Annotated in this window: 12 protein-coding genes; 8 read left to right on the top strand and 4 right to left on the bottom strand. The window is 69.5% G+C overall.

Going from position 1 to position 13,852, the window contains the following annotated elements:
* Positions 1-50: 50 nt before the first annotated feature.
* A complete protein-coding gene (locus P0084_RS05090; RefSeq protein ID WP_308915729.1) occupies positions 51-884 on the top strand; it encodes a DMT family transporter in 834 nt (277 codons plus the stop codon).
* Positions 881-1,660: an alpha/beta hydrolase gene (locus P0084_RS05085; protein WP_308915728.1), complete on the top strand. Its 780-nt coding sequence runs from the start codon at positions 881-883 to the stop codon at positions 1,658-1,660. Before P0084_RS05090 ends, P0084_RS05085 begins: the two co-directional genes overlap by 4 nt.
* Positions 1,661-1,843: 183 nt before the next feature.
* Here the strand turns inward: P0084_RS05085 and P0084_RS05080 are convergent, their stop codons facing one another.
* A complete protein-coding gene (locus P0084_RS05080; protein ID WP_308915727.1) occupies positions 1,844-3,517 on the bottom strand; it encodes an NAD+ synthase in 1,674 nt (557 codons plus the stop codon).
* Between the two features lie 130 nt (positions 3,518-3,647).
* Between P0084_RS05080 and P0084_RS05075 the strand changes: the two genes are divergently transcribed.
* Entirely contained in the window at positions 3,648-5,039 is a 1,392-nt protein-coding gene (locus P0084_RS05075; RefSeq protein ID WP_308915726.1) for an MORN repeat-containing protein, read from the top strand.
* 250 nt (positions 5,040-5,289) lie between these two features.
* Positions 5,290-6,504, top strand: coding sequence for an acyltransferase family protein (locus P0084_RS05070; protein ID WP_308915725.1), 1,215 nt, complete (start codon positions 5,290-5,292; stop codon positions 6,502-6,504).
* A gap of 93 nt (positions 6,505-6,597) precedes the next feature.
* On the opposite strand, the gene P0084_RS05065 is transcribed toward P0084_RS05070, so the two are convergent.
* From P0084_RS05065 to P0084_RS05055, 3 genes are all read right to left on the bottom strand, one after another.
* A complete protein-coding gene (locus P0084_RS05065) occupies positions 6,598-7,332 on the bottom strand; it encodes a hypothetical protein (protein WP_308915724.1) in 735 nt (244 codons plus the stop codon).
* Positions 7,333-7,463: 131 nt separating this feature from the next.
* On the bottom strand, positions 7,464-8,999 hold the full coding sequence (locus P0084_RS05060; RefSeq protein WP_308915723.1) for a cryptochrome/photolyase family protein: 1,536 nt from the start codon (positions 8,997-8,999) through the stop codon (positions 7,464-7,466).
* Positions 8,993-9,643 carry an SDR family NAD(P)-dependent oxidoreductase gene (locus P0084_RS05055; RefSeq protein WP_308915722.1) on the bottom strand — a complete coding sequence of 217 codons (651 nt, stop codon included), beginning with the start codon at positions 9,641-9,643 and terminating at the stop codon, positions 8,993-8,995. Before P0084_RS05055 ends, P0084_RS05060 begins: the two co-directional genes overlap by 7 nt.
* Positions 9,644-9,848: 205 nt before the next feature.
* Here P0084_RS05055 and P0084_RS05050 point away from each other — a divergent pair, with 205 nt between their 5' ends.
* From P0084_RS05050 to P0084_RS05035, 4 genes are all read left to right on the top strand, one after another.
* On the top strand, positions 9,849-11,414 hold the full coding sequence (locus P0084_RS05050; protein ID WP_308915721.1) for a 2-isopropylmalate synthase: 1,566 nt from the start codon (positions 9,849-9,851) through the stop codon (positions 11,412-11,414).
* Positions 11,415-11,520: 106 nt separating this feature from the next.
* A complete protein-coding gene (locus P0084_RS05045; RefSeq protein ID WP_308915720.1) occupies positions 11,521-12,141 on the top strand; it encodes a pesticin C-terminus-like muramidase in 621 nt (206 codons plus the stop codon).
* A complete protein-coding gene (locus P0084_RS05040) occupies positions 12,138-12,647 on the top strand; it encodes a hypothetical protein (protein WP_308915719.1) in 510 nt (169 codons plus the stop codon). The genes P0084_RS05045 and P0084_RS05040 overlap by 4 nt, the downstream gene beginning before the upstream one ends.
* A 163-nt stretch (positions 12,648-12,810) precedes the next feature.
* Positions 12,811-13,848, top strand: coding sequence for a rod shape-determining protein (locus P0084_RS05035; RefSeq protein WP_308915718.1), 1,038 nt, complete (start codon positions 12,811-12,813; stop codon positions 13,846-13,848).
* Positions 13,849-13,852 lie beyond the last annotated feature (4 nt).

The raw sequence follows: 13,852 nt of genomic DNA, 5'->3' as shown, positions 1-13,852 counted from the left end.
ACGATGATTTCGGATGCGCGCATGTGTTCCCTGCGCCATAGCGATGGGCCATGCGCCTGATCCTCCTCGCCGGTCTGACGATGACGCTGATGGCGTCCAATTCGCTTCTGACCCGGGCGGGCGTCTTGGCCGGCACCGACCCCCTGACCTTCGCCGCGATCCGCGTGGCCGCGGGTGCCGCGACCCTGGCGATCCTGGTGCGCGGCGCGGTGCCCGTGGCGGGGCGCGCGCGCTGGTCGGCGGCCGCCGCACTCGTCGTGTATCTCCTTGGATTCTCGCTGGCCTATCGCACGCTCGACGCGGGCCTGGGCGCGCTGATCCTGTTCGCTACCGTGCAGCTGGGCCTGCTGGCCGCAGGCGCACTGCGGGCGGAGCCGTTGGGGCCCGTGCGCCTGGCGGGCATGACGCTTGCGTTGGCCGGACTGGCCTTGTTGCTATGGCCCACGGGCACCGGCATCGCCGGTGCCGCCCCTGTCGATGCGGCCCTGATGATCGCCGCCGGACTGGGTTGGGCCGCCTACAGCTACGCCGGCAAGTACGAACCGCGGCCTTTGGCGGGCAACGCGGGAAACTTCGCCCTCGCCGCCGCGTTCTTCGCGGCCTTGCTGCCGGTCTGGTGGGGCGGGGCGTGGACCCCGTCCGGCATCGCGCTCGCCGTCGCGTCGGGCGCCGTGGCGTCGGGCTTGGGATATGCGCTGCTCTATACGATCCTGCCCCGAATCGGGCTGGCGATGGCGGGCGTCGCCCAACTGTCCGTGCCCGTCATCGCCATGATCCTGGGGGCGGCATTGTTGCAGGAACTTCCCACCATCCGATCCCTTTCCGCGGGTCTGATCGTCCTCGCGGGCATCGCGCTCGCGACAGTCAGATGGACACGCGCATGACCCGTCTCACCGCCCTCGTCCTGATATTTTTTCTCGCCGCACCCGCACAATCGAAGGTGCTGCCCCATGGGCCCGACTGCGTGGTCCTGCTGCACGGTCTGGCCCGAAGCGACGCCTCCCTGATCGTGATGGAGGAGGCGTTGGAGCTGGCGGGCTTCGCCGTGATCAACAGCGACTACGCGTCGGGCGAAGCGGACGTCCGCACGCTCGCGTCCAGCGCCGTGCCCGCCGCCATCGCGGCCTGTGGGGATACCGCGCGCATCCATTTCGTGACCCATTCGATGGGTGGGATCCTCCTGCGCGTCCATGCGCAGGCGAACCCGATGCCGCCGGGCCGCACGGTGATGCTGGCTCCGCCCAACGGGGGATCCGAACTGGTCGACGCCCTGTCGGACTGGCCGCCCTTCGATTGGCTGAACGGACCGGCGGGGGGGCAGCTGGGCACCGACGGGATCGTGGAGGACCTGCCCGGCGCTTGGCCCGGCGTGGCGGTCATCGCGGGCGACAGCAGCCTGTCGGCGATCTATTCCGCGATCCTGCCGGGTCCCGACGACGGCAAGGTGTCCGTCGCCTCCACCCGGCTGGACGGGATGGAGGACCACGTCGTCCTGCCCGTCAGCCACACCTTCATGATGAACAACCCGGTCGTCATCGCGCAGACCTTGCGCTACCTGCGGCGGGGGGCGTTCGATCCCGACCTCGACCTAACGGCGGCGCTGGACGTGATAGGCCTGGACGAGGAACTGGACGCGGTGCTGGAAGGGCTGGTGGAATGAACGACGGAATGAAGCTGCTTCTGGGCCTGATCGTCATCAGCGTGCTTCTGTTCATGTTCGGGCACTGAGACCGCGAAGGGGTCTCGGTGCCCATCCCGGGCTTGACCCGGGTCCTCGATCGACCTGGTCGGACGGTCCGGCAGATCGCAAACGGTCCCGGGTCGAGTCCGGGACACGCCCGTATCAACTCGGATCCCGCCATCGGTTGACGATCGGGTAACGTCGATCAAGCCAGAACGCCCGTTGCGTCAGACGCGCGCCGGGCGCGGACTGGAACCGCTTGTATTCGCTGGCATAGATCAGCGATTCGATCTTCTTGACGATTGCCCGATCGTGCCCCGCCTCCACCACCTCGCCCACGGACTGCTCGCCGTCGATCAGGCGTTCCAGGATGTCGTCCAGCACCGGATAGGGCGGCAGCGAATCCTCGTCCTTCTGATCCTCGCGCAACTCCGCGCTGGGCGGCTTCTCGATCACGCGGGGCGGGATGACAGTGCCGGGCGGCCCTTCGAACCAGTCCACGTGGTTCTGGTTGCGCCACCGGCAGGCCGCGAAGACCTGCATCTTGTAGAGGTCCTTCACCGGGTTGTAGCCGCCCGACATGTCCCCGTAGATCGTGGCATAGCCCACCGCGACCTCGGACTTGTTGCCCGTGGTCAGCAGCATCGCACCGAACTTGTTCGACAGCGCCATCAGCAGCAGGCCGCGCAGGCGGGACTGGATGTTCTCCTCCGCCAGATCCGGCTCCGTGCCGGCGAACAACTCCGCCAACGCTTCGGTCACCGCCGCCCTCGGCCCCGAGATCGGCAGGGTGTCCAGCTTGGTCCCCAGCGCGCGGGCCACGCCCTCCGCGTCCTCCAGGCTGTGCTGCGAGGTGTACTCGCTGGGCAGCATCACGCAATGCACGTTCGCGGGGCCCAGCGCGTCGGCCGCGACCGCGGCCACGATGGCACTGTCCACGCCGCCCGACAGGCCCAGGAGCGCGCGGTCGAACCCCGCCTTGCGCATGTAGTCGCGCGTCGCCAGCACCATCGCCTGATAGTCCGCGCCGACCCCGTCGGGCTGCGGCGCCTTGCGCCCGTCCTCGGCCCGCCAACCCTCCGCCGTGTCCCGGAAGGTGACCGTCTCCTGCGCCGTCTCGAAGGACGGCAGGTGATGGGTCAACTGCCCGCCGGGGTTCAGCACGAAGCTGGCCCCGTCGAAGATCTGGTCGTCCTGCCCGCCCACCAGGTTCAGATAGGCCAGCGGCAGCCCCGTCTCGACCGTGCGGGCGACCATGTGCGAATACCGCACGTCCTGCTTGCCGCGGAAGTACGGCGACCCGTTGGGCACGACCAGGATCTCGGCCCCTGTCTCGGCCAGCGTCTCGGCGACGTCGTCGAACCAGGCATCCTCGCAGATAGGGGTGCCGATGCGCACGCCGTTCACCGCATAGGGTCCCGCGATGTCGCCCGAATGGAAGTATCGCTTCTCGTCGAACACCTTGTAGTTGGGCAAGTGGTGCTTCAGCACCTCCGCCACGACCTTGCCCCGGTGCGCCACGATCCACGCGTTGAAGGGCTTCACGCTGCCCGGCGGCCAGACGGCCAGGCCCACGCCCAGCGCGGGCCCGTCGGCGCAATCGGTCACCAGCCGGTCCAGATGCGCGGTGGCGTCGGCCACGAAGGCGGGCTTCCGGATCAGGTCCATCGGCTGATAGCCCGTCAACGCCATCTCCGGGCACGCGACCATGTCGGCGCCCGCGTCGCGCGCCGCGGCCCAGGCCTCGCGGATGCGGCCGGCGTTGCCGGACAGGTCGCCCATCACGGGGTTCAGTTGCGCCAGCGACAGGCGGAAGGTGCGTGGTGCATCGGTCATGGCCCGCGACCTAGCCCGCCGGAGGGCGGGGGGGAAGGCGGCGCGGGCTGCGGCGGAACGGCCTGCCCGGTTGCCCCCGGTCCCCCCCTGACCTAGCGTGCCCGCGGATGGGAAAGACCGAGGGTGTGCCATGTTCCGTATCGTCGTCCTGGGGGCCATCCTGGCCACGGCGCCCGCCGCCGCGCAGGAGGTGGTGACCAAGCAGTACGCCGGTGGCGGCGTCTACGAGGGGACGTTCCGGGACGGCCTGCAGCACGGCACGGGGACCTACACCCTGCCGTCGGGCTACGAGTACACGGGCGATTGGGTCGACGGAGAGATCCGCGGCGACGGGCGCGCGACGTTCCCCGACGGGTCCGTCTACGAAGGGCAGTTCGCCGCCGGCAAGCCGGAAGGGCGGGGGCGGATCACCTTCGCCGATGGCGGCACCTACGACGGGGACTGGGTCGATGGCCGGATCGAAGGGCAGGGCACCGCCCGCTATGCCAACGGGTCCGTCTATGTCGGCGGGTTCCTCGATGCGGTCCATCACGGCCAGGGCGTGCTGGAGGGGGAGGACGGCTATCGCTACGACGGGGGCTGGTCGCAGGGCGTCAAGCAGGGCGAGGGGTCGATCACCTATTCCGACGGCTCCACCTATGTCGGCGGGATGGAGGACAACCTGCGCTCCGGCACGGGCGTCCTGACCACGCCGGACGGGCTGACCTACGACGGCGAATGGGTGCAGGGCCGGATCGAAGGGCGGGGGACGCTGACCCAGCCCAACGGCGACGTCTATGTCGGTGAGCTGGTGGACGGCCGCCGGCAGGGCGACGGGACCGTGACCTATGCCAACGGCGACGTGTACGAGGGCCGGTTCGAGGACGACCGCCGCCACGGTCAGGGCACGTTCACCGGGACGGACGGATACGTCTATGTCGGCGAATGGGCGGACGGGCGCATCGCGGGCGAGGGGCGCGCGACCTATGCCGACGGGTCTGTCTACGAAGGGTCGTTCGCCGACGACGTGGCGGACGGGCAGGGGCGGATCGTGTATGCCGACGGATCGACCTACGAGGGGGAATGGTCGGGCGGCCTGATCGACGGTCAGGGGCGGGCGGAGTATCCAAACGGCCTCGTCTACGAAGGCGGCTTTCGGGAAGCGCGCAACCACGGCCGGGGCGTGATGACCGCGCCGGACGGGTACCGCTACGACGGGGAGTGGCGCGACGGTCTACGCCATGGGCAGGGCACCGCCACCTATGCGGACGGCACCGTGTACGAAGGCACCTTCGTGGACGGCGAACGCGACGGGACGGGTCGCATCGAGATGGCGGACGGCTTCGTCTACGAAGGCGGCTGGTCGGACGGCGAGATCGACGGCACCGGCACCGCGACCTATCCGAACGGCGACGTCTACGAGGGATCTTTCGTCGCCGGCCGCCGCGAGGGTCCCGGCACCATGCGCTATGCCACCGGCCAGGTCGAGGACGGCGAATGGCAGGGCGGCGACTTCGTGCTGGACGGGTCCGTGGTCGAATAGGGGCCGTTCGCACCGAACACGGCTGCGCCGAAAGAACCGGACCCGCATCGCGGGCCGTTCGGGGCCGGTCGCCATGCACGGTTCGGGGCGCGCCCTCCACGTCCATTCCACGGGTCGATGCGCCCACGGGACCTTGCGCTACCACGCTTTGGGAAAGCCGCCGCCCGTGCCGCGATAGGCCGGGGTCGATCGACACGGGGTGTCGGCGGGTTCCGGATGGCCTTGACCCTATCTCGTTATATTCTCGGACGTGATCCGCTGCGGCGCCTATGGGTTTCGCGTGACCGACGCTCATCATCCCCATGGCCGACCCGTTCGATCCGATGCCGCGGATGGCCCGCGTTCGGCCGTCCATCCGCATGCCCGCACGTCCGAGGCTGGAGACCTGTCCTCCGAGCTGTCGGTCTGGCTCGACCTCCTGCGGACCCTCGCCGCGCTCGTGGTCGTCCTGGGCCATGCGGGCAACCTGCGATTCACCGATGGCGACCTCGGCTGGGTCCGGTCCTGGACCCTCGCCCCCGATGCGGTGGTGGTCTTCTTCGTGGTATCGGGCCTGGTGATCGGCCGGGCCGCTGCGCGTGATCGGACGTGGGGCACGTACGCCTTCAACCGCCTGACCCGGCTGCTCGGCGTCGTCGCGCCCGCGCTGCTGCTGACCCTCCTGCTGGACGCCGTGGGCCGCGCGATCGACCCGGGCGCCTACCCGCCGCGTCACTACACGGCGCTCCCGATCGTGGAGTTCCTCGTCCGCGGCCTCACCTTCTTGCAGCAATGGCGCGGTGCGGGGGCGCCGGTGCAACTTGGGTCGAACGCGCCCCTCTGGTCGCTAAGCTTCGAGGCGGCCTACTACGTCCTGCTCGGCACCGCCCTGTTCCTGTCGGGCTGGGTCCGCGTCGCGGCGCTCGCGGCGCTCGGGTGGCTGTTCGGCCTGTCCATCCTGCTGCTGCTGCCGACATGGCTCGCCGGGCTCGGCGTGTGGCATGCGATCCGCAGCGGACGCGTGCCGCGACGGCGCGCGGTCGCCCTCCCGCTCGCGATCCTTCCGATCGCCGCACTCGTCGCGGCCAAGCTTTCCCATGTCGACGAGGCGCTGCTGCGGGCGACCCCGGACTGGCTGGGCCCTATACGGCACGTCCACGTCTTCGACTTCGGGCAGGAGGTCCTATGGAACGGCTTGATCGCCCTCGCCCTGGCGCTGCACCTGCTGGGCATGGCCCGCGTCGCGCCGTCCCTCGGTGGGGCCGCGATCCGCGCGATCCGCTGGTGGGCAGGGGCGAGCTTCTCGATCTACGTCATGCACTATCCGGTCATGCACCTCATGGATGCGGGCCTGCCGGAGGACGTGCCGGGAAAGGCCGCGCTCTTCGTCGTTCTGCCGATAGCGCTCTGCCTGCCCTTCGCCGCCGCGTTCGAACGGACGCTCCCGCAGTTGCGGCGGATGGTTGCACGCGCCAATCGACGGTAAGGTGCTGGTCGCCGTCGCGCCGCACGGTCACGTCGCCGTGTCCCGCCCATGCAGCATCGGCGGCGGCGGACGGGATCGGCCACGGCCTGGCGTTCATGCCCCCGGCAGCCACCCCCGGATCCGTTTCCACACCTCCTCCGCCTTGGGGTCGTCGCTCACGTCGACCACGGGCAGGCCGGCCCGCTTCAGCGCGTCCTCCAGGGCGCGGTCCATCGGTTGGTCGCGCAGCAGGGCCACGCGGGGACGGCCGCCACCGTCGGCGACCACCATCTCGGCCACGATGCCGTCCAGCGGGGCGCCGCGAAGGATCGCGGACAGGGCCACGCGGGCGTGCAGGGTGCAGGTCGGGGCCTCGACCTCCAAGCGGTCGGCGATCAGCGCATGGACCATCAGGGACCGGGCCGGCAGCATCGGGTGCAGGGTCAGCGTTCCCTCCACCCGCGCGGCGGCCTTCGCCGCGGCGGGAGCGGTCGCGGCCTCCGCACCGGCGTCCTGGGGCCAGGGGCGGGGCCGCAGGCGTCCGATCAGGGCGCGCAGGCGGTTCGTCACGTCCGTGGCGATCCGCGTCCCAAGGGGCAGGCGCTTCAGTTCCGGGGCGACCTCCGACGTCGCGTCGCGGCGGGCGCGGGCCTTGCGCCGGCCTTCGGCGATCACCGCCTTCATGACCGCCTCGTCGGGCAGGCCGTGACCCCACCCGTCCTCCCACGATCCCGATCCCGTGCCCTGCGGCTTGCGGGGGGCGGCGACCGGCGTCGCCATCTTGGCGGCCGCCTCCGCGTCGATGCGTTCGATCTGCATGGCCTCGCCTTCCGCGCTGGACGCCGTCACGCCCGGTCATCGCCGTCGGGCGGGGCCGAATTGGGGCGAAACGTCGGTGATGCTGCGGGCATGTCCGCGGCGCCGCATCCCATCGGGGCCGGGGGCCGTCGCCTCGCCCGCGATGGCCCTCGGGCGCCGGATCAGACCCGTTCGCCCGCGTCCAGCCTGGCCAGGATCCTGTCGCCGTCTGCGATGACCGTCCGGCGGCGGTCCTCGTCCATGCGGTCCCAGGTCCGGTACATCTGCGCCATGCGGGGGTTCGACTGGAACCGGTCGCGATGGCGGTCCAGGAAGTGCCAGTAGAGCAGGTTGAACGGGCATGCGCCGTCGCCCGTCTTCTTCGTGACCGAATAGCTGCAATGCTTGCAGTAGTCCGACATCCTGTTGATGTAGTTGCCGCCCGAAACGTAGGGCTTCGACCCGACCACGCCCCCGTCGGCGAACTGCGACATCCCGATCACGTTGGGGCTCTCGACCCATTCGTAGGCGTCGGCATACACGATCAGGTACCACTCGCTGACCTGCTGCGGGTCCAGTCCGGCCAGCAATCCGAAGTTGCCCGTGACCATCAGCCGCTGGATGTGGTGGGCATACGCCTCCTCCATCGTCGCGGTGACGCATTCGGCCACGCAGTGCATGTCCGTCTCGGCGGTCCAATAGAAGTCGGGCAGGTCGCGTGAATGGCCCAGCTCGTTGCGCTGCGGATAGTCGGGCCCTTCGAGGAAATAGACCCCGCGGATGTATTCCCGCCATCCGATGATCTGTCGGATGAAGCCTTCGGCCGCGTTGATCGGGACGTTGCCGTCCTTCCACGCCCGCTCGGCCGCCTCGCAGACCTCGCGCCAGCCCAGCAGGCCCGCATTCAGATAGACCGACAGGATCGCGTGGTACAGGAACGGGGCGCCGGTCACCATCGCGTCCTGGAAGTCGCCGAACTTGGGCAGGGACCGCGCCACGAAATGGTCCAGCGCCTTCAGCGCGCCCGGACGGTCCGTGGCGAACCAGAACCCGTCCAGGCTGCCATATCGGTTGCCGAAGGTGGTGCGGACCAGATCCAGCACGGCCTGCGTCGTCTCGTCGGGCTCGAACTTCAGGGGGCCGTCGGCGTCGGACACGTCGTCGGGGGCGGGCTTGCGGTTGTCGTGGTCGTAGTTCCACTTGTCGCCCGCGGGCCTGCCGTCCGCATCCATCATCAGGCCGGTCCGGCGGCGCATGTCGCGATAGAACCATTCCATCCGCAACTCCTTGCGCCCTCCGGCCCAGGCCTCGAACGTGGTGTGGTCGCACAGGAAGCGGTCGTCGGGGAACAGGTGGACGGGCAGGGGCCCGTCCTCCAGCGCGGAGATCAGGCGGAACTCGCCCGGTTCGGTCCCGATGGCCTCCGTGGCGCCCGTGGCATGGGCGGCGCGCAGCAATTCGCCCGGGATGGAATGCGTGTTCTCCGGATCGTCCAGCGTCGTGTAACGGACGGTCCAGCCTTCGCGCCGCAGGTGATCGGCATGCTTGCGCATGGCCGCGAACAGGAACGCGATCTTGCGCGGGTGGTGGGCGACGTAGTCCGTCTCGGCGCGCACCTCGGCCATGACGACGGTGTCGGTGTCCTTCGATCCCTCCCGCAGGGCGGACAGATCGTCGGACAGTTGGTCCCCCAGCACGAGGATCAGCCGCCCTACCATTCGATCGCTTCTCCGGCATAGTCGAAGAACCCGCCCGATTGCCGGGGCGTCAGCCCATCCAGCACGTCGAGCAGCCTGGCCGCGCTGTCCGCGGGGGCCAGCTTCTTCGCGGTGTACCCTTCGGTGAACGGCGTCTCGACGGTGCCGGGGTGCAGGGCCACCACGACGGCGCCCTTGCGCCTGCGCCCGATCTCGATGGCCGCGCCGTGGACGATCTGGTTCGCGGCGGCCTTCGACGCGCGATAGGAGTACCACCCCCCCATCCGGTTGTCGCCGATGCTGCCCACCCGCGCCGTCAGTACGCCGACCTTCGCGTCGTCCGTCAACTTGCCCGCGACCGCTTGCAACGCCAGCGCGGGACCGATCGCGTTGACCGCGAAGGTCCGCGCCATCGCATCGGCGTCGATGGCGTCCAGCGACTTCTCCGGCGTGTGCCCGTCGGGCGCCAGTATGCCTGTGGCGATCATCAGACGGGCGAAGGGTCCCGCCAGCGGGTCCAGATGCGCCGCGACGGAGGCAGGGTCGGCGACGTCCAGACCGTCGTGGGACCGCGACAGGCGGGCCACGTGATAGGTCGCCGCCAACGCATCCGCCAGCGCCGCCCCGATCCCGCCCGAGGCGCCGATGACGAGTGCGTTCTCCATGATCCGCGACCTAGAGGACGCATCGCCCCGGTCCAGGCAAGACGGGGCTTCACATCCGCATCCGTTTCCGTATCCTGGCTGTCATGACCACGACCCTGTTCCTGGACCTTCTTCTTAGCCGCTCCTGAGCGTGCCCATCGGCGCGACCGCTCGGGAGGGTTTCAGCGCCGGCCAAGAAGACACCCAGGTACACAGGATCCCGCCCATGACCCAGCCCGACAAAGCCCGCATCAAGATCTTCGACACCACCCTGCGTGACGGCGAGCAATCCCCTGGCGCGACGATGACCCACGACGAGAAGCTGGAGATCGCCTCCATGCTCGACGAGATGGGGGTCGACGTCATCGAGGCCGGCTTCCCCATCGCGTCCGAAGGGGACTTCGCGGCCGTAAAGGCCATCGCGGAACAGACCGAACGGGCCACGATCTGCGGCCTGGCCCGCGCCAACGTCCGTGACATCGACCGGTGCTGGGAGGCCGTGCGCCATGCGCGGCATCCGCGCATCCACACCTTCATCGGCACCTCGCCCCTGCACCGGGCCATCCCCAACCTGACGACGGACGAGATGGCCGACCGCATCCACGACACGGTCACCCACGCGCGCGACCTGTGCGAGGACGTGCAATGGTCGCCGATGGACGCCACGCGGACGGAATGGGATTACCTGGCGCGCGTGGTCGAGATCGCGATCCGGGCGGGCGCCACCACGATCAACATCCCCGATACGGTCGGCTACACCGCGCCCGTCGAATCCGCCGACCTGATCCGCCGCCTGATCGCGGAGGTGCCGGGCGCGGGCGACGTCGTCTTCGCGACGCACTGTCATAACGACCTGGGCATGGCGACTGCCAACGCGCTGGCCGCCGTCGAGGGCGGGGCGCGGCAGATCGAATGCACCATCAACGGCCTGGGCGAACGGGCGGGCAACACCGCGTTGGAGGAGGTCGTGATGGCCCTGAAGGTCCGCGGGGACATCCTGCCGTTCGCCACCGGCGTGGACACCCGCAAGATCATGGCCATCAGCCGGCGCGTCGCCGCCGTGTCGGGCTTTCCCGTGCAGTTCAACAAGGCGATCGTCGGCAAGAACGCCTTCGCCCACGAGAGCGGCATCCATCAGGACGGGATGCTGAAGAACCCCGAGAACTTCGAGATCATGCGCCCCGAGGACGTGGGCCTGTCTGCGACCACCCTGACCATGGGCAAGCATTCGGGGCGCGCGGCCCTGCGGTCCAAGCTGTCGGATCTGGGCTTCGAGGTGGCGGACAACCAACTGGCCGACGTGTTCGTGCGGTTCAAGGCGCTGGCCGATCGCAAGAAGGAGGTCTACGACGACGACCTCATCGCCCTGATGCAGGTCGAGGAGCGGACCGCCGAGGATCGGATCAAGGTCGGCTCGCTGCGGGTCGTGTGCGGCACCGAAGGCCCGCAGCAGGCGTCGCTGACCCTGTCCATCGACGGGCAGGACGCATCGGCCGACGCCACCGGCGATGGCCCCGTGGACGCCGCGTTCAACGCGGTGAAGGCGCTGGTGGACCACGGCGCGCGCTTGCAACTGTATCAGGTGTCCGCCGTGACCGAGGGGACCGACGCGCAGGCCACGGTGACCGTGCGCATGGAGGAGGCGGGCCGCATCGTCACCGGCCAGTCCGCCGACACCGACACCGTCGTCGCCAGCGTGAAGGCCTATGTCAACGCGCTGAACAGGTTGATGATGCGGCGCGGCAAGGTGTCGGGGGATCTGCCGGAGGTCAGCTATAAGGACGCGGGCTGAGACGGCGCCCGTCGGCGGTGTCCCGCCCTTCCGTCGCGCTCGGCGTTGCGGCGGGGGCGCGTTCCCCGTAGCGCCGCCCGTGACCGCGGTCCTTCGGAGCATTGCAATGACGTTCAACATCGACTGGAAGTTCATCGCGGGGCTCGAGGGGGCCGACAGGCTGACGGGCTATGTCCCGCTGGACGCGGCGGGCGCCGTCCTGGGCCAGTCGGGGGTCACAGTCTCGACCGGCTTCGACGTGGGCCAGCATTCGGCCATCCAGATCGACGACTTCTTCGGCAAGACCGATCCCGCGCTGGCGGCGCTGCTCAAGCCCTATGCGGGCTTGAAGCGGACGCAGGCCGTGGCCGCCCTGGCAAAGACGCCGCTGACGATCACGCAAGCGCAGTCGACGTTGATCTACACGACGGTCAAAACGCGGGCCGCCAACCAGATCGCCGCGAGCTACGACGCCGCGGTGGCCGCGAAGGCCGATCCCAAGCTGGTGCGCTTCCGCGCCCTCGCGCGGGAGGCGCAGACCGTGATCGCGTCCGTGGCCTTCCAGTACGGCGCCGACCTGAAGAAGGCCGCGCCCAAGTTCTTCCGGGCCGCCGTCGCGCAGGATTGGGCGACCGTCGAAACGGAGTTGCGGAACTTCGGCGACGGGTACCGCACCCGCCGCGGCAAGGAGGCCGACTACCTGACGCCGCTGGTGCCCAAGAGGACCGCGAAGGCGAAGACGCCGTGATCCGCGCCGCCCCCGCGTTCCTCGTCCTGGCATGGACGGCCGTACCGGCCTGGGCGCAAACCACGGATTGTCCGGGAACGCCGCTGCAATGCCTGGCCGCCGAAGCCGCGTTCCGCCTCGACGTCCAGCCGATCCTGGATCCCTGCGGCGCCGTCGGGACGCTGGTGGACCGCATGGACCTGTCCAGCTTCCCCAACTCCCGCGGTCCCCGGTTGGAGGCCGGTCAGCGTGCCGTGCCGTCGGAGATGTTCCTGCCCGTCGTCCTGCCGCTCTGCGCGGGCGTGGCCTTGATGGGGGACGGATGGGCCATGGGCCTGACGCCGCTGGGCCTGGCCGGGGGCGACCTGCTGGTGCTGATGGACGATCGCGCGATGAACGGCGGCACCTATGCCGGCGGGGCGCTGTTGGGCGTTCCGTTGGTCGACGGCGACGATCCGCTGCCCGTCACCGTCCTGTGCGACTGGGTGGACGATGCGGTCCCCGACGCGTCCTGTCTGGACGACTGAGAACCCGCCGCGCGGCCTGCGGATGCGGTCGCGCGTCACATCCACAAAATGTGGCCGAAATGCGACGCCCCGCCTTTCGCATGACGGCGGCTGCGATTAGGACGGGGGCAACGAGATCCGATCCACCGAGGTCGGACCGACCCGGAGTGGGACGAGGGGTAGCATGGGCATCTTCAGCAGCCTGTTCAGTTCGGACATGGCCATCGACCTGGGCACGGCGAACACGCTGGTCTACGTCAAGGGCAAGGGCATCGTCCTGAACGAACCCTCGGTGGTCGCCTATCACATGAAGAACGGCCGCAAGGAGGTCCTCGCGGTGGGCGAGGACGCCAAGCTGATGCTGGGCCGCACGCCCGGCAGCATCGAGGCGATCCGCCCCATGCGCGAAGGGGTCATCGCCGACTTCGACACCGCGGAGGAGATGATCAAGCACTTCATCCGCAAGGTCCATCGTCGGTCCACCTTCACGAAGCCCAAGATCATCGTCTGCGTCCCCCATGGCGCCACCCCGGTCGAGAAGCGCGCGATCCGGCAATCGGTCCTGGGCGCGGGCGCCCGCAAGGCCGGGCTGATCGCGGAACCCATCGCCGCGGCCATCGGGGCGGGCATGCCCATCACCGATCCCACCGGCAGCATGGTCGTGGACATCGGCGGCGGCACCACGGAGGTCGCGGTCCTGTCGCTGGCCGACATCGTCTATGCCCGGTCGGTCCGCGTCGGCGGCGACCGCATGGACGAGGCGCTGATCTCCTATCTGCGTCGCCACCAGAACCTGCTGGTCGGCGAGGCCACGGCGGAGCGCATCAAGAAGGAGATCGGCATCGCCCGCATGCCCGAGGACGGGCGCGGCGAGGTGCTGACCATCCGGGGTCGCGACCTCTTGAATGGGGTCCCCAAGGAGACCGAGGTCAGCCAGGCCCAGGTCGCCGAAGCCCTGGCCGAACCCGTGCAGGCCATTTGCGAGGCCGTGATGACCGCGTTGGAATCCACCCCGCCCGACCTGGCGGCGGACATCGTGGACCGGGGCGTCATGCTGACCGGTGGCGGCGCGCTCCTGGGCGAGTTGGACCTGGCACTGCGCGAGCAGACCGGCCTGTCCATCAGCGTCGCGGACGAGAGCCTGAACTGCGTGGCCCTGGGCACCGGCAAGGCATTGGAATACGAACGGCAGTTGAGCCACGTCATCGACTACGAGAGCTGACGGC

It is taken from the genome of Jannaschia maritima (genome assembly GCF_030973515.1).
In the GTDB taxonomy this organism is placed as follows: domain Bacteria; phylum Pseudomonadota; class Alphaproteobacteria; order Rhodobacterales; family Rhodobacteraceae; genus Jannaschia; species Jannaschia maritima.
Note: the sequence above shows the minus strand (reverse complement) of the source record. Positions and strands in the feature narration are given on the sequence as shown.